This window comes from Pseudomonas sp. AAC (assembly GCF_000725445.1).
GTDB lineage: Bacteria > Pseudomonadota > Gammaproteobacteria > Pseudomonadales > Pseudomonadaceae > Pseudomonas > Pseudomonas citronellolis.
In genome coordinates this window covers 398,253-420,832 of the sequence record NZ_KL647095.1, presented here as the reverse complement: position 1 = coordinate 420,832, position 22,580 = coordinate 398,253, and the positions used below count along the sequence as shown (strand labels likewise).

Sequence of the window (22,580 nt, the reverse complement as noted above, 5' to 3'; positions counted from 1 at the left end):
CCGCGGCCGTCATTCGGAAACGCCACGCGTCAGCGCACGGACCAGCGGCAGGCTCCAGAACTCCCGGCGCACGGCCTCGTCGGAGAAGCGCTCATGCAGGCGCTCGTCCATCAGCCGGGCGCAGGCCTCGCGCTGCTGCCGGTCGAGCGCCGCCAGGTGCCCCAGGCCCTGGGCCAGGGCCGCGTCGTCGCGCAGCGGGAAGAGGATGCCCAGGCCCTCGACGATTTCGCCGGCGCCACCGCCGGCGGTGGAGATCAGCGGCACGCCGGCGGCCATGGCCTCCAGCAGGACCATGCCGAAGGGCTCGTGGTCGGAGCTCAGGGCGAACACGTCGAAGGCCTTGAAGTAGCGCCGCGCGTCCGGCACCTGGCCGAGGAACAGCACGCGCTCGGCGATGCCCAGCTCGCGGGCCAGCGCCTTGAGGTCTTCCTCCAGGCGGCCCTTGCCGAGGATCGCCAGCAGCGCGTTCGGCGGCAGTTGCGGCAGGGCCGCGGCGAAGCCGCGCAGCAGCGTGGCCTGGTCCTTGTCCGGGTGCAGGCGGCCGACGTTGCCGACCACCCAGGCGTTGTCCGCCAGGCGCAGGTGCTGGCGCGCCGGGTAGCGCTCCACCTGCTCGGCTTGCAGGGCGTCGACGTCGACGCGGTTATACAGCGTCTCGATGCGCTCCGCCGGCCAGGCCGGCAGGCACTGGCGCAGTTCGTCGCGCACGGCGTTGGACACCGCCAGCAGGCTCAGGCGCTTGGCGAACAGCTTGGCGAACAGCTTGCGGCCGAGCCGGCGGTAGTCACCTAAGCCATGGTGCACGCCGATCACCGGCAGGCGCGTGCCGAGCATGGCGATCCAGGTGGGTTTGAAGCGATGAGCGATGCAGAAGCGGAAGTCCCGCGAGCGGGCGATCTCGCGCAGGTCGCGGATGGCGCGCAGCTTGAGGCCGCGCACGTCCTTCGAGCTGTAGTCGAGGAACAGCACCTCGTCGCTGGCGCAGCCGGCGGCCACCTCGGCGTCGGGCGCCCCGGTAAGGAACACCGTGGTCACCCGGTAGCCGGTTCCGGCGAACAGGCTGGCGTACTGACGGGCGCAATCCAGGAAGGGCCCGTCATAGCCGTGGCAGAACTGCAGGACCCGCGGTTCAGCCGAGCGAGTCATAGGCCGCCGCGCCTTCCTTGACCACCAGGATGTCCTGCATGATCAGGTATTGCAGGTCCGAACCGTAGAACATGTTCAGCGCGTCGGTCGGCGAGCAGATCATCGGCTCGCCACGGCGGTTCAGCGAAGTGTTCAGCGCCACGCCGTTGCCGGTGAGCTTCTCCAGCTCCTTCATCAGGTCGTAGTAGCGCGGGTTGAACTCGCGCTTGAGCACCTGGGCGCGGGAGGTGCCGTCCTCGTGGACGACTTCCGGCACGCGGGTCTTCCACTCTTCGTTGACCTCGAAGGTGAAGGTCATGAACGGCGCCGGGTGGTCGATCTTGAACATCTGCGGGCCGACGGTATCCAGCATCGACGGGCAGAAGGGCCGCCAGCGCTCGCGGAACTTGATCTGCGCGTTGATGCGGTCGGCCACGCCCGGCACGCTCGGGCAGCCGAGGATGGAGCGGCCGCCAAGGGCGCGCGGACCGAATTCCATGCGGCCCTGGAACCAGGCCACCGGGTTGCCGTCGGCCAGCACCTTGGCGATGGTTTCGGGCACGTTGTCGATCTTGCGCCAGGCCGGCTTGGCCTCGTGGCGGGCGCAGGCGGCGATGACGTCTTCGTTGCTGTAGGCCGGGCCGAGGTAGACGTGCTCCATCTTCTCCACCGGCACGCCGCGCTCCCAGGACACGTAGGCGGCGGCGCCCACCGCAGTGCCGGCGTCGCTGGCCGCGGGCTGCACGTACAGCTCCTTGACCTCGGGGCGGGCGATGATCTTCTGGTTCAGCTTGACGTTCAGCGCGCAGCCGCCGGCGAAGGCGATCTTGCCGGTTTCGCGGAGGATGTCGCCCAGGTAGTAGTCCATCATCTCCAGCGCCAGCTTCTCGAACAGCGCCTGGATGCTGGCGGCGTAGTGGATGTACGGGTCGTCGGCGATGTCGCCTTCGCGTTTCGGGCCCAGCCACTCGATCAGCTTGGGCGAGAAGTAGTAGCCCTTGCCCTTTTCCTTGTAGCGGCGGAAGCCGATGACGTTGGCGTACTCGGTGTTGATGATCAGCTCGCCGTTCTCGAACTTGGCCAGGCGCGAGAAATCGTACTTGCTGGCGTCGCCGTAGGGCGCCATGCCCATGACCTTGAACTCGCCGTCGAGCATGTCGAAGCCGAGATACTCGGTGATCGCGCCGTACAGCCCGCCGAGGGAGTCCGGGTCGTAGAACTCCTTGATCTTGTGGATCTTGCCGTTCTCGCCGTAGCCGAAGAAGGTGGTGGCGTACTCGCCCTTGCCGTCGATCCCGAGGATCGCGGTCTTCTCCTTGAAGCCGGAGCAGTGGTAGGCGCTGGAGGCGTGGGCCAGGTGGTGCTCCACCGGCTGGATCTTGACCTTCTTCAGGTCGAAGCCCAGTTGCTGCAAGCACCACTGGATGCGCTTGTAGTAGCGCTTGTAGCGGCGGTTGCCGAGCAGGATGGCGTCCAGCGCGCGGTCCGGGGCGTAGGCGTAGCGCTTGGCGTAGTGCCAGCGGGCCTTGCCGAACAGGCTGATGGGGGCGAAGGGAATGGCCACCACGTCGACATCGGCGGGCTTGATGCCGGCCTGTTCCAGGCAGAACTTGGCCGACTCGTAGGGCATGCGGTTCTTCGCGTGCTTGTCGCGGACGAAGCGCTCTTCTTCGACCGCCGCGACCAGCTTGCCGTCGATGTACAGGGCGGCGGAAGGGTCATGGCTTACGGCGCCGGACAGGCCGAGGATGGTCAATGACACGGGTAAGAGCCTCTTTGAAAGCAGCTGGAAGCTTGAAGCCGGAAGCTTGAAGCAACAGCGATGTTCGTCATAGCCCCTGGGGGCTTTCGTCTTCCAGCGTCAAGCCTCGGGCTTGAAACCGGGATAAATTGTCTTAGAAGCAGCTGGAAGCTTGAAGCCGGAAGCTTGAAGCAACAGCGGTGTTCGCCATAGCCCCTGGGGGCTTTCGTCTTCCGGCGTCAAGCCTCGGGCTTGACGCTGGGATAAATTGTCTTAGAAGCAGTTGGAAGCTTGAAGCCGGAAGCTTGAAGCCCAAAACACCAGCGCCAACCTCCAGGCTCTTGCTTTCAGCTTCCAGCTTCCAGCTTCCAGCTGCTCTTAGGTATTCGCTCATCCAGCAACCGGTGCAGCGCGCTGCCTTGCGGCCAGTTGCGCAGGAAACGTGCGCGGTCGCGGGCATAGGCGCGCTCGAAACTGGCCTGGCCGTGGTACTTGTGCATGGCGTCGAGGTCGATCAGCGCCCAGCGCCCCGCATCGCCTTCCCCCTGCCAGAACAGGTTGTGGCCCTTGAGGTCGCCGTGGCTGATGCGCTCGCGCCGCAGCGCCGCGAACAGGCTGTCCAGGGCCTTGAGTTCGGCCTCCGGCGGCATGCCGGCCCCGTCCGGATCGTCCAGATGGGGTTTGAAACGGGCAATTATATCCTGCCCGGCCAGGTAATCGGTAATCAGGAAGGCCGGCCCGCGCAGCCACAGCCAGCGCCGTTCCAGCACCGCCAGGGGTTTCGCGGTGGCGATGCCGAGGGCTTCCAGACGGTTGCCCTCGCGCCAGGAGGCCCAGGCGCGGCTGGGGCGCCAGAAGCGCTTGAGCCAGTGCAGCAGGTTCTTGATGTTGTAACGCTTCACTACCAGCGGGCGGCCATCCAGCTCCACTTTCGCCACGGTAGCGGCACCGCCGGTCTTGTAGACATGCCCCCGGTCAATGAAAGCGTCCGGCTCGGCCAGCAGCGGCGCCAGGCCGGCTTCCTCCTCGCGGCGCACCGCGCGCAGGCCGAAGGCGCCGCGGCGCACGCTGAACAGGCTGCAGTCGCGGCCGATCTTCTTCAGCAGGTCGGCGACGCGCCAGCGGCGCACCCGGGCTATCTCCTTCTGCAGGGCCTCCAGCGGCAGCGCGTGCTCGCCGTTGACCAGCAGGTAGTGCACCAGCAGTTCTTCGAGGAAGGGGTCGAGGCTGGCCGGCAGTTGGGCGAAGAACACCCCGAGGTTTTCCAGCACGTGCTTGCGCGACAGCGGCTGGCCGGGCGTTTCGGCGCGGATGCCGGCGCCGTCGATCAGGTACAGGCGGCCGTCGTGGCGCAGCAGGTTGTCCAGGTGCAGGTCTTCCTGCCAGAGGCCCTTGGCGTGCAGTTCGGCGATGGCCGCCAGGGCCTCGCCGAGCACCGCCTGCTGGGCGTCGGACAGCGCCGGCTCGGCTTCCACCGCGCGCCAGGCGTCGCCCAGGCTGTGGGCGTCGTCGAGGAATTCGAAGAGCAGCCAGCCGCCCTCGCCTTCGCGCAGGCCGTCGGCCAGCAGCAGCGGCGTGGTCAGGCCCTGTTCGGCGAGCAGGCGCACGCCGGCCAGCTCGCGCTGGAAGTGCCGCGCGGCCTTGCCGCCGACCAGCAGCTTGGCCAGCACCTGGCGCCCGCGCCAGTTGCCTGCGCCGACGTAGCGCCGGCCCGGCAGCACGCGCAGCAGGCTGTCCAGGCGCAGTTCGGCGGGGCCGGCGCCATCGGCCAGTTCCAGTCGCAGCGGCAGCGTCGGCTGGCGCCCGGCGCTTCGCAGTTCGCCCAGCCTCACCCGCGTTTCTCCTTCTTGCGCCGGCGCGCGCCCAGGCGCTTGTACCAGTGGTCCACCTCGGCGCCGCCGGCCGCGCTGCCCAGGTAGGCGGCGAGCAGCTGGCGCACGTCCACCTCGCTCCAGTCCGGCGCGCGGCGCAGCAGCGGCTCCAGGTCCTTGACGCGGTCGCGCAGGCCGAACCACAGCGGACGGGTCTTCTCCAGGTCGATCAGGCAGGCCTGGAAGCCGTCCTCGGCCTCCCGCAGGAAGATGTGCTTGGGATAGAAGCAGCCGTGCATCTGCCCGGCCTCGTGCAGGCGCCGGGCGAGCATGCCGCAGGCGTGCAGGATGGCCAGGCGGCGCTCCGCCGGCAGGCCGGGCCAGTCCTTCAGCCAGGCGTCCAGGTCGCGCCAGCCGTCCAGCGCGCGGGTCACCAGGATGGCGCGGCGCTCGCCGCCCTCGCGGCGTTCGCCGAAGAAGGCCGCCTGCAACGCCGGGATGCCCAGTTGCTGGTAGCGCTGGATGTTGCGGAACTCGCGGGCGAAGGTCGGCTCGCCGCCCGGGCGCAGCAGGCTGCGCGTGAGGTGGTTGCTCTGCCGCTTGAGGTAGTAGGCGCCGCCGTCCAGCTCCAGGCGGAACACGCAGCTCATGCCGCCGCGCTCGGTGTTGGGCTCGTCCACCGCCTCCAGCGGCAGCGTCCAGAGCGCGTCGAAGTCGGCCAGGCCCTGGCTGTGCAGGCGCTCGCGGTCGTCGTCGGCGATGAAGTCGTTCACTCGCGTCCCTCGTAGAAATGGGCGATGCGCCGCACGCGGACCTTGTCCGAGGCGTTCAGCCGCTCGCGCCGGCGGTACTGCAGGTAGAAGCGCAGGCGCTGGGTGGCGGAAAGGTGGTACTTGGCCACCTTGTCCAGGGTCGCCAGGTCCTTGGTCACGCGGTGGCGCAGCATGAAACTGACCCAGTAGTTGCCGATCGGGCAGTCGATGAAATACACGGTGCCGGCGGCGTCGACCAGGATGTTGCGCCACTTCAGGTCGTTGTGGGTGAAGTGGTGGTCATGCATCAGCCGGGTATGAGCGGCCAGCTGCCGGCTGACGTGGTCGACCCAGGCGCGGTCGCGCAGGCGCGGGTCGTCGCGCCGGGCCAGCGCGGCCAGGTCCTCGGTGCCCGGCACTTCGCGGGTGACCATGGCGCCGCGGACGAAGGCGCCGTGCTTGCGCTCCAGGCCCCAGGCCACCACTTCGGCGGTGGGGATGCCCCACTTGGCGAACTGCTTGAGGTTCTGCCACTCGGCCTTGATCCGCGGCCGCGCCAGGTAGCGGTGGTAACCCTTGCCGGCGCTGTTGTAGCGCTTGACGTAGTAGCGCACGCCGTCGCGCTCGACGCGGATCACTTCGGACTTGGGGTCCTTGGTCAGGCGCTCGCCCTGCAGGGCGAATACCGCGTCCAGGCTGCCGAAGTCGGCGGACAGGTGGCTGTAGGCGGGTTCCAGGGTCCAGCCCGACATCAGAGCAGGTCTCCGTAGCGCTGCTTGCGATCGTAGAGTTTGGCAGCCTTGCGCTCCATCCAGGCGAGCAGAGCGGCCTCCTCGCGGAGGATGTCGCGCAGGGGCTTGCGGAAGTAACCGCGCAGGAAGCGTAGCTTGTCGCGTTGCGTCAGGCCGATGTCCAGCGCCGAGAAGTACAGCGCGGCCAGGTCCTTGTCGCGCCAGCGCCGCGGCGTGGCGGCGCGGGTCTGGGCGCGGTGCAGGTCGATCACCGACAGGCGCAGGTCGTCGGGCGTCGGCGGGCGGTCGGTGTGCAGCAGGAAGTGGCAGATGTAGCAGTCGCGGTGGTTCACCCCGGCGCGGTGCATGGTGCCGACCATCTTCGCCACTTCGTCGATCAGCGCGCGCTTGAAGCGCGGCTGCGGCGGCTCGCGCAGCCAGTTCAGCGACAGCTGTTCGAGATCGATGGTGGGCGCCAGTTCCTCGGTGACGATGAAGGAATGCTGGCGCGCCGGGTCGCCGCCGCGCTCGCCGTAGGCCACCGCGGTCATGGTCGCCACGCCGGCCTGGTGCAGGCGCTCCAGGGCGCGTTGCTCCTGGCCGGCGCCAAGCACCGGGAGCTTGGCGCTGAGCAGGTTCTTGAAGATTTCGCCCCAGCCGATGCCGCGGTGGATCTTGACGAAGTAGCCGCGGCCGTCGACCTCGGTGCGCAGGGTACGGCGGCCTTCCAACTCGCGGTAGACCTTGCCCTGCAGGCGCTCGACCTCGACGAAGGGGTCCTTGCCGGCCCACAGGCTCCTGAACGGCTCGCGCAGCTCAAGCTTCATGGGCGCCCGCCTTTCGTAGGAGCCCGGGGAAGCCGGGGAGTGGGGTGTTCATGGGCGCTCCTGCAGGATCACGTCCGCGGCGTGCTGCGGCATGGAGTACAGGTCCGCCGTGTCGGCAAAGGCCAGGCCGTTGCGCGACCAGGCGGCGCGCGCCGCGTCGTCCCGGAGCATCTCCGCCAGCATGCGGTTGAAGGCGTCCTGCTCGAAGGGCGAAGGCACCACGCGGCCGGCATCGGCTTCGGCGATGTAGTGGGCGTAGCCGCAGACGTCAGTGACCAGCACCGGCAGCCCGGCGACCACCGCCTCCAGCAGCACGGTGCCGGTGTTCTCGTTGTACGCCGGGTGGATCAGCAGGTCGGCGCCGAGCAGAAAGCGCGGGATGTCGCTGCGGCCCTTGAGGATCTGCACGTGGTCCGACAGGCCCAGGGCCTTGACCTGCAGCAGGAAGGGCTTGGGGTCGTCCTGGCCGATGGCGATCAGCCGGGTGCGCTTGCGCAGGTCCCGCGGCAGCGCCGCCAGGGCCTTGAGGCTGCGATCCAGGCCCTTGGTCTTGAAGCCCGAACCGATCTGCACCAGCAGCAGGTCGTCGTCGGCCAGTTTGAATTCGCGGCGGAAGTCGGCGCGGATTTCCGCGGCGTTGGCCGGCGCGCGGCGGTCCAGGGCGATGCCCGGGGGCAACAGGTGGAAGCGCTCGATCGGGGTACGGTAGTGCTTGATGAACAGCGGCTGCTGCACCTCGGAGATCATCAGCACCTCGGTCTTCGACTCGGGGGCGAACACCGCCCGCTCGTAGTCGGCGAAGTGCTTGTAGCGGCCCCAGCGGCGGTAGATGGGGTTGCGCAGGGTCTGTGCCTTGTCTTCGAAGCAGCCGTCGGCGGCGTAGTAGACGTCAAGGCCCGGCATCTTGTTGAAGCCGATCACCCGGTCCACCGGGTCGCGCGCCAGGTCGGCGGCCAGCCAGGCGCTGAATTTCTCGTTGCGGCGGTGGTTGAACAGCGCCTTGACCGGCGCCACGCGCACGTCGAAGCCGGGCGGCACCTCGCCTTCCCAGATCGGCGTGTAGACGCGGATGACGTGGCCGCGCTTCTGGCATTCCAGGGCGATGCGCATGAAGTCGCGCTGCAACCCGCCGAACGGGAAGTACTTGTACAGGACGAAAGCCAGTTTCATCGAAGCGTCTCCGGGGCCAGCAGCAGCGCCTCCAGTTGCAGCGCCACGCGCTGCGGGTTCAGGCGCGTGAAGCACAGGGGCTGCTCTTGCCGCAGGTCGAACTGGCGCTTGTCTTCGGCCGTCGGCTGGTAGGTGCAGGTCTTCTGCAGGCAGGGTGCGCAGGGCCAGTCGCTGGCCAGGTGCACCTGGGAACGCCCGTAGGCGCCGGTCAGCCCGGGATTGGTCGGGCCGAACAGCGACAGCGTCGGCACGTCCAGGGCGGCGGCCAGGTGTCCGAGCCCGGTGTCCACCGCCACGCAGGCGGAAGCGCCGGCCAGGACCTTGGCCATGCCTGCGAGGGATAATTTGGGGAGCACCGAGGCGTTTTCCAAGCCCTGGGCGATGCGCTCGGCACGCTGGCGCTCGTTGTCGTTGCCCCAGGGCAGGCGCACCGACCAGCCGCGCTCGCCCATGCGTTCGGCCAGCTCGCGCCAGTAGGCCTCGGGCCAGTGCTTGGTGACCCAGGTGGTGCCGTGCAGGAAGACCAGATAAGGCTCGCCGGCGCTCCCGTCGATCAGCAGGCCGCGGTCCAGGCCGTAGTCGCCGACGCCCGCCGGCAGCGGGTAGTCCAGCGCCTGGGCGAACAGCTGGCGCACACGCTCCACCGCGTGCTGGCCCCAGGCGACCGGGTAGCCGCGGTCGTAGAAGCGGCTGGCCGCCGGCTCGCGCGCGGACTCCCTGCCCAGCCCGGCGACCGGCACCTTCTTCGCGTAGCGCGTCAGCCAGGCGCTCTTGAGCAGGCCCTGGGCGTCGATCACCAGGTCGTAGTCGACCTCGCGCAGGCGCTTCTTGAAACGCCGCCACTCGCCATTCTTCAGGGTCTGCCAGAGGTTCTTGCGCCAGCGCCGGATGGCCACCGGGATGACCTGGGCCACCGCCGGGTGCCAGGCCGGGATCTCGGCGAAGCCTTCCTCGACCACCCAGTCGAACTGGATGCCGGGGATGGCCCGGGCGGCGTCGGTGAGCGCCGGCAGGGTATGGATGACGTCGCCCAGGGACGACGTCTTGATCAGCAGTACCCTCATTCGACGTCGACCGGGTCCGCGACCAGGCGGTCGAGCGCCTGCAGCACCATCGACGGCGGCAGCTCGCGCAGGCAGTTGTAGTGGCCGAAGCGGCACACGCGGTCGAAGCAGGGGCTGCATTCCAGGCCCAGGCGGACGATTTCCACGGCATCGGCCAGCGGCGGGGTGAACTGCGGCGAGGTGGAGCCGTAGACCGCCACCAGCGGGCGGTTCAGCGCGGCGGCCACGTGCATCAGGCCGGAGTCGTTGCTGACCACGGCGGATGCGCAGGACATCAGGTCGATGGCCTCGGCCAGGGCGGTTCCGCCGGCGAGGTTGACCGACTCCTCGCGCAGGCCGGGGATCAGCCGCGAGCGGATGTCCTCGCCGCCGGGGTGGTCGTTCTTCGAGCCGAAGATCCACACCTGCCAGCCGGCACGGATCTTCGCCTCGGCGACCTTGGCGTAGAACTCCGCCGGCCAGCGCTTGGCTTCGCCGAACTCGGCGCCGGGGCACAGCGCCAGCACCGGGCGGTCCAGGCTCAGGCCGAACTTGGCCAGGGCCGCGTCGCGGCTGGCCGGGTCGATGGCCAGGCGCGGCTGCGGGTAGGGCTTGGGCAGCTCGGCGCCCGGCGGGTAGGCCAGGGCCATGAAGCGCTCGATCATCAGCGGGTAGCGCGCCTTGTCGAGCTTGCGCACGTCGTTGAGCAGGCCGTAGCGCATCTCGCCCTTCCAGCCGGTGCGCCTGGCGATGCCGGCGAAGAACGGCACCAGCGCGGACTTGAGCGAGTTAGGCAGAAGGATGGCCTGGTCGTACCGGCCGGCCAGGGATTTGCCGATGCGCCGGCGCGCGGCGATGTCGAGCACGCCGTGGCCGAGCGGGAAGCTCAGGGCCTGGCGCACTTCGGGCATGCGTTCGAGGATCGGCCGGCTCCAGTCGGGCGCCAGCACGTCGATCTGGCAGTCGGGGTGTTCGCGCTTCAGGCACTCGAAGAGCGTCTGCGCCATCACCATGTCGCCGACCCAGGAGGGACCTACGATCAGAATGTTCATAAGCTGGAGGCTGAAAGCTCGAAGCTGGAAGCCTGTCTGGAACCGCGTTGGCTTCCGACTTCAGGCTTCCAGCTTCCGGCTCATTTGACCAGAGTGCGCCACTCCGGATGGGCGCTGGTCTTGCCGGTGACCAGGTCGAAGTAGGCCTTCTGCAGTCGCTCGGTCACCGGGCCGCGGCGGCCGATGCCGATCTGCCGGCCGTCCACCTCGCGGATCGGGGTGACTTCGGCGGCGGTGCCGGTGAAGAAGGCTTCGTCGGCGATGTACACCTCGTCGCGGGTGATGCGCTTCTCCACCACCCTGATGCCCAGCTCGTCGGCCAGGGTCAGCACGGTGTTGCGGGTGATGCCGTTCAGGCAGGCGGTGACTTCCGGGGTGTAGATCACGCCGTCCTTGATGATGAAGATGTTCTCGCCCGAGCCCTCGGCCACGTAGCCTTCGGGGTCCAGCATCATGGCCTCGTCGGCGCCGCCGGAGATGGCTTCCTGCAGTGCCAGCATCGAGTTGATGTAGGCGCCGTTGGACTTGGCGCGGGTCATGGAGATGTTCACGTGGTGGCGGGTGAAGGAGCTGGTGCGCACCTTGATGCCCTGCTCCAGGGCGTCGTCGCCCATGTAGGCGCCCCAGTGCCAGGCGGCGACTATCACGTGGACCTTCAGGCCGGCGGCGCGCAGGCCCATGCCTTCGCTTCCGTAGAACACCATCGGACGGATGTAGGCGCTTTCCAGGTTGTTCTCGCGGACCGCGGCGCGGGTCGCTTCGTTGATCTCTTCCCTGGTGAACGGCATCTTCATGTTCATGATGTGCGCCGAGTCGAAGAGACGGTCGGTGTGGGCCTGCAGGCGGAAGATCGCGGTGCCCTGCGGGGTGTTGTAGGCGCGCACGCCCTCGAACACGCCCATGCCGTAGTGCAGGGTGTGGGTCAGAACGTGGGTGGTCGCGTCGCGCCACTGCACCAGTTCGCCGTCATACCAGATCACGCCATCACGATCGGCCATCGACATATTTGCCAGCTCCTCACAGAAATTCGTCGTCCGGTCGCCGCGGAACCCAGCCCCGCCGGCGACCTGTGCGTACTGCCCGGGATCAGGCGAGCTCGAGCTCGCGCCAGATCCGCATCACTCCGCGGCGTTCTTCATGGAAACGGTCGCCGCCCACTACCCCTGGCTGTTTCTGCAGCGCCAGACGGTGCGCGGCTGCGCGATAGGCCTTGTAGGCCTCCTGCAGGAAACGGACGTCCTCGCTGGCGATCAGGCCAGCCCGCTCCAACCCTTCCAGGATGCGGATGTTGTCGGTGAACTGCAGCAACCCAGGGTGCTGCCACGACCAGGCAAGGGCCGCATATTGCACCATAAATTCGATATCGACGATACCACCGGCATCCTGCTTGAGATCGAAGGGCGCCGCGGCTTCGAAGGCATTCGGCGCGGTGCCGGCGGCGGTCGCGGGGGTGCCCAGGTTGTCGCGCATCTTCGCGCGCATCTCGCTGACTTCCCGGCGCAGCTCGGCCAGGTCGCGATGGCGCCCCACCACCGCGGCGCGGATGCCCTCGAAGGCCTCGGCCACCCGCGCACTGCCGGCCAACACGCGGGCGCGCACCAGGGCCTGGTGTTCCCAGGTCCAGGCCTCGTTCTGCTGGTAGGCCTGGAAAGCCGCCAGCGAACTCACCAGCAGGCCGGCGGCGCCGCTGGGGCGCAGGCGCATGTCCACCTCGTAGAGCGCGCCGGAAGTGGTCTGGGTAGTCAGGAAGTGGATGATCTTCTGCCCCAGGCGGGTGAAGAACTGCGAACCGTCGATGGGCTTGGCGCCGTCGGTCTCGCGCTGCGGGTCGCCGTCGTGGATGAACACCAGGTCCAGGTCCGAGCCGTGGCCCAGCTCCAGGCCGCCGACCTTGCCGTAGCCGACGATGATGAAGTCGGTGTCGCAAGGCGTGCCGTCGGCGCGCAGCGGCCGGCCGTGGCGCTGCACCAGCTGGTGCCAGGCCAGGGCCAGGACCTGTTCGAGGATGGCCTCGGCGAGCCAGGTCAGGTAGTCGCTGACCTTCATCAGCGGCAGGGTGCCGGCGATCTCCGAGGCCACCACGCGCAGGCCGTGGGCCAGCTTGAAGTGACGGAGGGTCTCCATCTGCTGTTCGAGGTCGTCCTCGGGGATGCGCATCAGCCGCTCGCGCAGCTCGGCGATCAGCTCCGGCGCCTGCGGCGGGCTGAGCAGGCGCCCTTCATTAAGCAGCTCGTCCAGCAGAATGGGGAACTTGGCGATCTGCTCGGCCACCATCGGGCTGGCCGCGCACAGCGTCAGCAGGCGCTCCAGGGCGCCGGGGTTCTCGGTGAGCAGCACCAGGTAGGCCGAGCGCCGCGCCACCGCCTCCACCAGGGGCAGCACGCGCTCCAGGGTCAGGTCCGGTTTCTCGTGCTCGGCGAGCATGTTCAGCAGCCGCGGGACGAAGGCGTCCAGGCGCTCGCGGCCCAGGCGCTGCATGGCGCGCACCTGGTTGCCGTGGCGCAGGTCGATGAGCCGCTTGAAGGCCGCCGCCGGCTCGGCGAACCCGGCCTCGGCCAGTTGCCGGCAGGCGGACTCCTCGTCCATCTGCTCTTCCCATAGCGGCAGCCACTCGGCGCCAGGGGTGGCGCCCTCGTTCTCGCCGCGCTCGTCCTCGTCGGGGTCGGCGATCACCTGGCGGAAATGCCAGTCGACGCGCTCGCGCCAGTGGTTGATCGCCTCGTGGAACGCCGACCAGTTGGCGAAGCCCATGATGAAGGCGACGCGGATGCGCGACAGCTCGTCCTCCGGCAGCATCTGCGTCTGCCGGTCGTCGATGGCCTGCAGGGCGTGCTCGGCGTAGCGCAGGAACTGGTAGCCCTCGCGCAGCTCGGCGATCACCTGCGGCGGCAGGTAGCCCTGCCCTTCGAGGGTCGCCAGCACCCGCAGCAGCGGCCGCTGCTGCAGGCTCAGGTCACGGCCGCCGTGGATCAGCTGGAAGGCCTGGGCGATGAACTCCACCTCGCGGATGCCGCCGGCGCCGAGCTTGATGTTCTCGCTCATGCCCTTGCGCCGCACTTCCTGCTGGATCAGCTGCTTCATGCTGCGCAGCGCCTCGATGGCCGAGAAGTCCAGGTAGCGCCGGTAGACGAACGGCCGCAGCAGCTCCAGCAGGCGCTGGCCGGCGTCCTGGTCGCCGCCGACCACCCGCGCCTTGATCATGGCGTAGCGCTCCCAGTCGCGGCCCTGGTCCTGGTAGTACTGCTCCAGCGCGGCGAAGCTGTGCACCAGCGGGCCGCTGGAGCCGTAGGGGCGCAGGCGCATGTCGACGCGGAAGACGAAACCTTCGACGGTGATGGCGTCCAGCGCCTTGATCAGCTTCTGCCCCAGGCGGGTGAAGAACTCCTGGTTGTCCAGGGCGCGGCGGGCGCCCTGGGTCTCGCCGCCCTCGGGGTAGCCGAAGATCAGGTCGATGTCCGAGGACAGGTTCAGCTCGCCGGCGCCCAGCTTGCCCATGCCCAGCACCACCAGTTGCTGCGGCAGGCCGGAGCGGTGGCCGATGGGGGTGCCGAACTGCTGGCAGTGCCTTTCGTAGAGCCAGCGGTAGGCCAGGTCGATGCCGTTGTCGGCGAGGTCCGACAGGTCGCGGCAGGTGCCGGCCAGGTCGCTGCCGCGGGTCAGGTCGCGCCAGACGATGCGTATCTGCTGGCGCCGGCGGAAGCGGCGCAGGCGGCGGCCCAGTTCGTCCTCGTCGGCGCAGTCGGCCAGCAGCGCCTCCAGTTGCGCGCGCATCTCGCCGCGCTCCAGCGGCCGGTCCAGCTGGCCGCTGGCCACCAGCTCGAGAAAGCCCGCGGCATCGCGCGCCGCCTGCTCGGCGACGAAGTCGCTGGCGGCGCAGACCTGGGCGAAGTCGGCGTGGCGCTCGGCGGACCACTGCTCATAAAGGGCGGCGTTTTCGGCGGGAAGATCGGCTACGGCGGTACTGAAGGTCTGCCCCGCGCGCTCGGCGAGGGGCTTCAGGGTGGCCGGCAAGGCGGCCCGGGACGGCAGAGTCATGCATCGATCCTGATGAACGGCAACCCCGCGGAAGCCCCGCCATTCGGGCGCCTGTAGTTTTACTACTAACTTTTTTCGCCCAAGGGCTGTATCCAGTCGCGTTTTGTAGTAAAACTACAACCCGCCGGAACCACCCCCGGTGCACTTCCAAGAATTCGCGGCGTCGCCCACGAGGCCGGCGCTGCTATCGGCAACGATCTACTGGCTTTCGATTCTGGAAGCCTTTCCGCCCTGGAGCAAGCCATGCAAGACCTCGATCCCGTCGAAACCCAGGAATGGCTGGACGCCCTGGAATCGGTCCTGGACCGTGAAGGTGAAGACCGCGCCCACTACCTGATGACCCGCATGGGCGAGCTGGCCAGCCGGTCCGGCACCCAACTGCCCTACGCCATCACCACGCCCTACCGCAACACCATCCCGGTGACCCACGAAGCACGCATGCCCGGCGACCTGTTCATGGAACGCCGCATTCGCTCGCTGGTGCGCTGGAACGCGCTGGCCATGGTGATGAAGGCGAACAAGCACGACCCGGATCTGGGCGGCCACATCTCCTCCTTCGCTTCCTCGGCGACGCTCTACGACATCGGCTTCAACTACTTCTTCCAGGCCCCGACCGAAGAACACGGCGGCGACCTGGTGTTCTTCCAGGGCCACGCCTCCCCCGGCGTGTACGCCCGCGCCTTCCTCGAAGGGCGCATCAGCGAAGACCAGTTGAACAACTTCCGCCAGGAAGTGGACGGCCACGGCCTGTCCTCCTACCCGCACCCCTGGCTGATGCCGGACTTCTGGCAGTTCCCCACGGTGTCCATGGGCCTGGGCCCGATCCAGGCGATCTACCAGGCGCGCTTCATGAAGTACCTGGAGAGCCGCGGCTTCATCCCCGCCGGCAAGCAGAAGGTCTGGTGCTTCATGGGCGACGGCGAGTGCGACGAGCCCGAATCCCTGGGCGCCATCTCCCTGGCCGGCCGCGAGAAGCTGGACAACCTGATCTTCGTCATCAACTGCAACCTGCAGCGCCTCGACGGCCCGGTGCGCGGCAACGGCAAGATCATCCAGGAACTCGAAGGCGTGTTCCGCGGCGCCGAGTGGAACGTCAACAAGGTCATCTGGGGCCGCTTCTGGGACCCGCTGTTCGCCAAGGACACCGCCGGCCTGCTGCAGGCGCGCATGGATGAAGTCATCGACGGCGAATACCAGAACTACAAGGCGAAAGACGGCGCCTACGTGCGCGAGCACTTCTTCGGTGCGCGTCCGGAACTGCTGGAGATGGTCAAGGACCTCTCCGACGAGGAAATCTGGAAGCTCAACCGTGGCGGCCACGACCCCTACAAGGTCTATGCGGCCTACCACCAGGCGGTCAACCACAAGGGCCAGCCGACCGTCATCCTGGCCAAGACCATCAAGGGCTATGGCACAGGTTCGGGCGAAGCGAAGAACATCGCGCACAACGTCAAGAAGGTCGACGTCGAGAGCCTGAAGTCGTTCCGCGACAAGTTCGACATCCCGATCAAGGATGCCGACCTGGAAAACCTGCCGTTCTACCGCCCCGAAGAAGGCAGCGCCGAGGCCAAGTACCTGGCCGAGCGCCGCGCCGCCCTGGGTGGCTACATGCCGGTGCGCCGGCAGAAGAGCTTCCAGGTCCCGGTTCCCCCGCTGGACACCCTCAAGGCCATCCTCGACGGCTCGGGCGACCGCGAAATCTCCACCACCATGGCCTTCGTGCGGATCATCTCGCAACTGGTCAAGGACAAGGAGCTCGGCCCGCGCATCGTGCCGATCGTGCCCGACGAAGCCCGTACCTTCGGCATGGAAGGCATGTTCCGTCAGCTCGGCATCTACTCCTCCGTCGGCCAGCTGTACGAGCCGGTGGACAAGGACCAGGTGATGTTCTACCGCGAGGACAAGAAGGGCCAGATCCTCGAGGAAGGCATCAACGAGGCCGGCGCCATGTCCAGCTGGATCGCCGCCGGCACCTCGTACTCCACCCACAACCAGCCGATGCTGCCGTTCTACATCTTCTACTCGATGTTCGGCTTCCAGCGCATCGGCGACCTGGCCTGGGCCGCAGGCGACAGCCGCGCCCACGGCTTCCTGGTCGGCGGCACCGCCGGGCGCACCACCCTGAACGGCGAAGGCCTGCAGCACGAGGACGGCCACAGCCACATCCTGGCCTCGACCATCCCCAACTGCCGCACCTACGATCCGACCTATGCCTACGAGCTGGCGGTGATCATCCGCGAAGGCGCGCGGCAGATGATCGAAGAGCAGCAGGACATCTTCTACTACATCACCGTGATGAACGAGAACTACGTCCAGCCGGCCATGCCCAAGGGCGTGGAGGAAGGCATCATCAAGGGCATGTACCTGCTCGACGAGGACAAGAAGGACGCCGCTCACCACGTGCAGCTGCTGGGCTCGGGCACCATCCTGCGCGAAGTGGAAGCCGCGGCGAAGATCCTCCGCGAGGACTTCGGCATCGGCGCCGACGTCTGGTCGGTCCCCAGCTTCAACGAACTGCGCCGCGACGGCCTGGCCGTGGAGCGCTGGAACCGCCTGCACCCGGGCCAGAAGCCCAAGCTGAGCTACGTCGAGGAATGCCTGGGCGGCCGCAAGGGCCCGGTCATCGCCTCCACCGACTACATGAAGCTGTACGCCGAGCAGATCCGCCAGTGGGTCCCGAGCAAGGAGTACAAGGTCCTGGGCACCGACGGTTTCGGCCGCAGCGACAGCCGCCGCAAGCTGCGCGACTTCTTCGAGGTGGACCGCCGCTGGGTCGTCCTGGCCGCGCTGGAAGCCCTGGCCGACCGTGGCGACATCGACGCCAAGGTGGTGGCCGAGGCCATCGCCAAGCTCGGTATCGACCCGGAAAAACGCAACCCGCTGGACTGCTGAGGAGACGCATTGTGAGCGAGCTGATCCGCGTACCCGACATCGGCAACGGTCAGGGTGAAGTCATCGAACTGCTGGTCAAGGTCGGCGACAAGGTCGAGGCCGACCAGAGCCTGCTGACCCTGGAATCCGACAAGGCCAGCATGGAAATCCCCTCGCCCAAGGCTGGCGTGGTGAAGAGCCTGAAGGTCAAGGTGGGCGACACCCTGAAGGAAGGCGACGAGATTCTCGAGCTGGAAGTCGAGGGTGGCGCAGCCGAGGCCCCGGCCGCGGCGCCCGCCCCGGCCGCCGAAGCGCCCAAGGCCGAGGCTCCGGCCCCGGCCGCCGCACCCGCCCCTGCCGCCGCCCCGGCGGCAGCGGCCAGCGTCCAGGACATCGCCGTCCCGGACATCGGCTCGGCGGGCAAGGCCAACGTCATCGAGGTCATGGTGCAAGCCGGCGACACGGTCGAGGCCGACCAGTCGCTGATCACCCTGGAATCGGACAAGGCCAGCATGGAAATCCCCTCGCCGGCTGCCGGCGTGGTGGAAAGCGTGTCGATCAAGGTCGGTGACGAAGTCGGCACCGGCGACCTGATCCTTAAGCTCAAGGTCGCGGGCGCCGCTGCCCCGGCGGCCGCCGAACAACCGGCCGCCGCGCCGGCTCCGGCTGCTGCTCCGGCCACTCCGGCTGCCGCTGCCCCGGCTCCGGCCGCCAAGGCCGAAACCCCGGCCCCGGTCGGCGCGCCCAGCCGCGACGGCGCCAAGGTCCATGCCGGCCCGGCCGTGCGCATGCTGGCCCGGGAGTTCGGCGTCGAGCTGGCCGAGGTGAAGGCCACCGGTCCGAAAGGCCGCATCCTCAAGGAAGACGTGCAACTGTTCGTCAAGGAACAGCTGCAGCGCGCCAAGTCGGCCCCGGCCGGCGCCACTGGCGGCGCGGGCATCCCGCCGATCCCGGAAGTCGACTTCAGCAAGTTCGGCGAAGTGGAAGAAGTGGCCATGACCCGCCTGATGCAGGTCGGCGCCGCCAACCTGCACCGCAGCTGGCTGAACGTGCCCCACGTGACCCAGTTCGACCAGTCGGACATCACCGACATGGAAGCCTTCCGCGTCGCGCAGAAGGCCGCCGCCGAGAAGGCCGGCGTCAAGCTGACCGTGCTGCCGATCCTGCTCAAGGCCTGCGCCCACCTGCTCAAGGAACTGCCGGACTTCAACAGCTCCCTGGCCCCCAGCGGCAAGGCGCTGATCCGCAAGAAGTACGTGCACATCGGCTTCGCCGTGGACACCCCGGACGGCCTGCTGGTGCCAGTGATCCGCGACGTCGACCGCAAGAGCCTGCTGCAGCTGGCCGCCGAAGCCGCCGAACTGGCGGAAAAGGCGCGCACCAAGAAACTCTCGGCCGACGCCATGCAGGGCGCCTGCTTCACCATCTCCAGCCTCGGCCACATCGGCGGCACCGGCTTCACGCCGATCGTCAACGCGCCGGAAGTGGCGATCCTGGGCGTGAGCAAGGCGACCCTGCAGCCGGTGTGGGACGGCAAGGCCTTCCAGCCGCGCCTGATGCTGCCGCTGTCGCTGTCCTACGATCACCGGGTGATCAACGGCGCCGCCGCCGCGCGCTTCACCAAGCGCCTGGGCGAGCTGCTCGGCGATATCCGCACCCTGCTGCTGTAACCGCATCGGCCCCCATTCGGGGGCCGATCGCTTTCTACCAACGAGCACGCCACGCTCGTTCTCTCCAGCCCTGTCGGATGACGGGGCTTTTTTTATTCGCGCCGGCCGCGATAATGGCAAACAGCCATTACCCATGGCATTCTCCGATCAACGGCACCCCGCATGCCGCTCAAAATCCTCCCGGTCCCGCCGATACAGGCATTGCTTGTCAGACAAAACCGCATCATGCACCCTTGCCTTCGCCCAACAGAAGTCGGCCGAGGCAAAGTACCTCGCCCAGTAGTGGAAAACCGCCGAGCATGAAGAGTCATCCCGATACCGCCAATCGCCCGGCGGTCGAGGCTGTCACCCAGCTCCCCGTCCCGTCGCGGCTGGGGCTGCTGCGCTTCGAGCGGTTGAATGAACCGAGCTGGACCCTGCTGTTCCTCGACCCGGCCTGCGAGCGCGCCTTCGGCGTGCCCGCCGCCGAGCTCTGCGGCCTGCTCGATGCCCCCTACGCCAGCCTGATGGAACCCGAGGCGCGGCACCGCCTGCACGAACAGATCCAGCAGCAACTGGTGGAACATGCCCATTACCAGGTGCGCTACGCCCTGCACACGCCCCGCGGCGTGCTGAACCTGCTGGAAGTCGGCGAGGCCTTCCAGCAGCGCGGCCGCCAGCTGCTCCACGGCTACCTGCTGCAGGACGAAGAAGGCGCCCGCCAGGAAACCCAGGGTGAGCTGGCGGAACAGAACCTGCGCCTGCAGATGTCCCTGGAGATGTACCAGCGCTCCCAGGACGAGCACCTGCAGCACCTGGTGCGCTCGCGCGCCCAGCAGAACCTGATCGTGCGCCTGGCGCGGCACCGCTACCAGTCCAGCGACCCGCTGCTGGAAGCCGCGCAGCTGATCGCCCAGGCCGCCAGCGAGGCCTACGACGTGGCCCGCGCCGGCATCTGGCGTCTGACCGTCGACGACCACATGGAGCCGATCGCCGTCTACCGCCGCGACATCGACCAGTTCGAACTGCCGCGCGGCTTCGACGCCAGCCGCTACCCCAACTACCTGGAGGCCATCAACAGCGGCCGCGCCATCGACGCCCACAACGTCCTGCAGGACCCGCGCACCCGCGAGCTGGCCGAGGCCTACCTGCGCCCGCAAGGCATCAGCGCCATGCTCGACGCCACCATCCGCGTCGGCGGCGAGGTGGTCGGCGTGCTCTGCCTGGAGCACATCGGCGAAGTGCGCCTGTGGCAGAGCGACGAGATCGCCTTCGCCGGCGAGCTGGCCGACCAGTACGCCCAGGTGCTGATGAACCACGAACGGCGCAGCGCCTCCAGCGCCCTGCACCTGTTCCAGCGCGCCGTCGAGCAGAGCGCCAGCGCCTTCCTGCTGATCGACCGCGACGGCGTCATCGAATACGTCAACCCCAGCTTCACCGCCATCACCCAGTACGGCGCCGACGAAGTGCGCGGCCGCCGCCTGGCCGAGGTGCCGGCCCTGGCCAACCTCAGCGAGCTGCTGTTCGACGCGCGCTCCACCCTGGTCAACCAGAACAGCTGGCAGGGCGAGTTCCGCAGCCGACGCAAGAACCTCGAGCCCTACTGGGGGCAGTTGTCGCTGTCCAAGGTCTACGCCGACGACGGCGAGCTGACCCACTACATCGGCATCTACGAAGACATCACCCAGAGCAAGCTGGCCCAGCAGCACATCGAGAAGCTCGCCTACCGCGACAACCTCACGGGCCTGGCCAACCGGCACTACTTCATCAACGTGCTGGAAGAGCGCCTACGCGCCGGCTCCGGCCCGCCCCTGGGCCTGCTGCTGGTGGACATCGACAACTTCAAGCGGATCAACGACAGCCTCGGCCACCAGACCGGCGACAAGCTCCTGGCCAGCCTGGCCCGGCGCCTGCGCAGCAGCCTGGTGGACGGCACCACCCTGGCGCGCTTTGCCAGCAACGAATTCGCCGTGCTGCTGGAGGAATCCAGCCCCGGCCGCGGCGAGCGGGTGGCGGCGCAGATTCTCGACGTGCTCGACAAGCCGCTGTTCGTCGACAACCAGTTGATCAACATCACCGGCTCCATCGGCCTGGCCTACGCGCCGCAGCACGGCCATGACCCGCAGACGCTGATGAAGAACGCCGGCCTCGCGCTGCACAAGGCCAAGGCCAACGGCAAGCACCAGTTGCAGACCTTCACCGAGGAAATGACCGCCGAGGCCAGCCACAAGCTGTTCGTCGAGAACAACCTGCGCCGCGCCCTGGTGCAGAACGAACTGGCGGTGCACTACCAGCCCAAGCTGTGCCTGCGCAGCGGCCAGTTGCTGGGCCTGGAGGCGCTGCTGCGCTGGCAGCACCCGGAGAAGGGCATGATCCGCCCGGACCAGTTCATCAGCGTGGCCGAGGAAACCGGGCTGATCATCCCCATCGGCAAGTGGGTGATCCGCGAGGCCTGCCGCATGGGCCGCGAGCTGGCGGAAAACGGCCTGGGCGACCTGAACATCGCCATCAACCTGTCGCCCAAGCAGTTCAGCGACCCCGACCTGGTCGGCTCCATCGCCGCCATCCTCCACGAGGAACAGGTGCCGGCCGGGCGCCTCGAACTGGAACTGACCGAAAGCCTGCTGCTGGACGCCACCGCCGACACCAAGCAGCAACTGGAACGCCTCAAGCAGCTGGGCCTGACCCTGGCCATGGACGACTTCGGCACCGGCTACTCGTCGCTGAGCTACCTGAAGAAATTCCCCATCGACGTCATCAAGATCGACCGCAGCTTCATCAAGGACATTCCCGACAACCAGGACGACATGGAAATCACCTCGGCGGTGATCGCCATGGCCCACAACCTCAAGCTGCAGGTGGTCGCCGAAGGCGTCGAGACCGCCGCCCAGCTGGCCTTCCTGCGGCGCAACCGCTGCGACATCGGCCAGGGCTACCTGTTCGACAAGCCGATCCCCGGCGCCCAGCTCGCCAGCAGCCTGCAGCGCTATCCCTGCCGCGGCGAGTGAAAAGCTCCACAGCCCGCACAAAGGCTGTAATCTCCAGGGTCTTCGCGCGTCTATCGCCACCCGGACAAAGGAGACCCAGGCCATGACCCTTCGCTCGCAGATACTCGTCAACAAGCAGGAACTGCCCACCCAGGCCCAGGCCCTGCCCGGCCGTGAGGCACCGATGCCGGTGCCGGAAACCCACTACGTCAACGGCCATCCGCTGTGCCCGCCGTTCCCCGGCGGCCTGCAGCAGATCGTCCTCGGCCTGGGCTGCTTCTGGGGCGCCGAGCGGCGCTTCTGGCAGCAGCCGGGGGTGTGGGTCACCGCCGTGGGCTACGCCGGCGGCCTGACGCCCAACCCCACCTACGACGAAGTCTGCTCCGGCCTGACCGGGCACAGCGAGGTGGTGCTGGTGGTGTTCGATCCGCAGCAAACCAGCCTGGAACAGCTGCTCAAGGTGTTCTGGGAGTCCCACGATCCGACCCAGGGCATGCGCCAGGGCAACGACACCGGCACCCAGTACCGCTCGGCCATCTACTGGTACGACCAGGCGCAGAAAGCCGCCGTAGAGGCCAGCCGCGCCGCCTACCAGAAGGAGCTCAGCGCCGGCGGCTACGGCGAGATCACCACCGAAATCCGCGAAGTGCCGCCGTTCTACTACGCCGAGGCCTACCACCAGCAGTACCTGGCGAAGAACCCCAACGGCTACTGCGGCCTGCGCGGCACCGGCGTGTGCCTGCCGGCATAACGCGACCCGTAGGAGCGGACTCTGTCCGCGATTGG

At 68.1% G+C, this 22,580-nt stretch carries 15 protein-coding genes; 4 read left to right on the top strand and 11 right to left on the bottom strand.

What is annotated here, in order from left to right:
* Window positions 1-9: 9 nt before the first annotated feature.
* The 11 genes from FG99_RS07435 to glnE all read right to left on the bottom strand — a co-directional run bounded on the left by FG99_RS07435 (window position 10) and on the right by glnE (window position 14,287).
* Window positions 10-1,146, bottom strand: a complete 1,137-nt coding sequence (locus FG99_RS07435; protein WP_043268517.1) for a glycosyltransferase — start codon at window positions 1,144-1,146, stop codon at window positions 10-12.
* Window positions 1,130-2,887: a carbamoyltransferase family protein gene (locus tag FG99_RS07430; protein ID WP_043268515.1), complete on the bottom strand. Its 1,758-nt coding sequence runs from the start codon at window positions 2,885-2,887 to the stop codon at window positions 1,130-1,132. Before FG99_RS07430 ends, FG99_RS07435 begins: the two co-directional genes overlap by 17 nt.
* Before the next feature lie 326 nt (window positions 2,888-3,213).
* The gene (locus FG99_RS07425) at window positions 3,214-4,698 is read right to left on the bottom strand and encodes a lipopolysaccharide kinase InaA family protein (RefSeq protein WP_043268513.1); all 1,485 of its coding nucleotides are present in this window, start codon (window positions 4,696-4,698) and stop codon (window positions 3,214-3,216) included.
* Window positions 4,695-5,450 carry a lipopolysaccharide kinase InaA family protein gene (locus FG99_RS07420; RefSeq protein WP_043268512.1) on the bottom strand — a complete coding sequence of 252 codons (756 nt, stop codon included), beginning with the start codon at window positions 5,448-5,450 and terminating at the stop codon, window positions 4,695-4,697. The genes FG99_RS07425 and FG99_RS07420 overlap by 4 nt, the downstream gene beginning before the upstream one ends.
* The gene (locus FG99_RS07415; protein ID WP_043268510.1) at window positions 5,447-6,181 is read right to left on the bottom strand and encodes a lipopolysaccharide kinase InaA family protein; all 735 of its coding nucleotides are present in this window, start codon (window positions 6,179-6,181) and stop codon (window positions 5,447-5,449) included. The genes FG99_RS07420 and FG99_RS07415 overlap by 4 nt, the downstream gene beginning before the upstream one ends.
* On the bottom strand, window positions 6,181-6,987 hold the full coding sequence (gene rfaP, locus FG99_RS07410; protein WP_043268509.1) for a lipopolysaccharide core heptose(I) kinase RfaP: 807 nt from the start codon (window positions 6,985-6,987) through the stop codon (window positions 6,181-6,183). Before rfaP ends, FG99_RS07415 begins: the two co-directional genes overlap by 1 nt.
* 48 nt (window positions 6,988-7,035) lie before the next feature.
* Window positions 7,036-8,157 (bottom strand): glycosyltransferase family 4 protein, encoded by a 1,122-nt coding sequence (locus tag FG99_RS07405; protein WP_043268507.1) that lies wholly within the window; start codon window positions 8,155-8,157, stop codon window positions 7,036-7,038.
* Window positions 8,154-9,221, bottom strand: a complete 1,068-nt coding sequence (waaC, locus tag FG99_RS07400; RefSeq protein WP_043268505.1) for a lipopolysaccharide heptosyltransferase I — start codon at window positions 9,219-9,221, stop codon at window positions 8,154-8,156. Before waaC ends, FG99_RS07405 begins: the two co-directional genes overlap by 4 nt.
* Window positions 9,218-10,252 (bottom strand): lipopolysaccharide heptosyltransferase II, encoded by a 1,035-nt coding sequence (gene waaF, locus FG99_RS07395; protein WP_043268504.1) that lies wholly within the window; start codon window positions 10,250-10,252, stop codon window positions 9,218-9,220. The genes waaC and waaF overlap by 4 nt, the downstream gene beginning before the upstream one ends.
* A gap of 80 nt (window positions 10,253-10,332) precedes the next feature.
* Entirely contained in the window at window positions 10,333-11,256 is a 924-nt protein-coding gene (ilvE, locus tag FG99_RS07390) for a branched-chain-amino-acid transaminase (protein WP_043268502.1), read from the bottom strand.
* Between the two features lie 82 nt (window positions 11,257-11,338).
* A complete protein-coding gene (gene glnE / locus FG99_RS07385; RefSeq protein WP_043268500.1) occupies window positions 11,339-14,287 on the bottom strand; it encodes a bifunctional [glutamate--ammonia ligase]-adenylyl-L-tyrosine phosphorylase/[glutamate--ammonia-ligase] adenylyltransferase in 2,949 nt (982 codons plus the stop codon).
* 243 nt (window positions 14,288-14,530) lie between these two features.
* Here glnE and aceE point away from each other — a divergent pair, with 243 nt between their 5' ends.
* From aceE to msrA, 4 genes are all read left to right on the top strand, one after another.
* Entirely contained in the window at window positions 14,531-17,179 is a 2,649-nt protein-coding gene (gene aceE, locus FG99_RS07380; protein ID WP_009613590.1) for a pyruvate dehydrogenase (acetyl-transferring), homodimeric type, read from the top strand.
* Window positions 17,180-17,190: 11 nt separating this feature from the next.
* Window positions 17,191-18,828 (top strand): dihydrolipoyllysine-residue acetyltransferase, encoded by a 1,638-nt coding sequence (gene aceF / locus FG99_RS07375; RefSeq protein ID WP_043268495.1) that lies wholly within the window; start codon window positions 17,191-17,193, stop codon window positions 18,826-18,828.
* A 299-nt stretch (window positions 18,829-19,127) separates the two neighbouring features.
* Complete coding sequence (locus FG99_RS07370; RefSeq protein ID WP_043268493.1) at window positions 19,128-21,815, top strand: putative bifunctional diguanylate cyclase/phosphodiesterase; 2,688 nt, start codon at window positions 19,128-19,130, stop codon at window positions 21,813-21,815.
* Window positions 21,816-21,897: 82 nt separating this feature from the next.
* Complete coding sequence (gene msrA / locus FG99_RS07365) at window positions 21,898-22,545, top strand: peptide-methionine (S)-S-oxide reductase MsrA (protein ID WP_043268492.1); 648 nt, start codon at window positions 21,898-21,900, stop codon at window positions 22,543-22,545.
* Window positions 22,546-22,580: the final 35 nt, after the last annotated feature.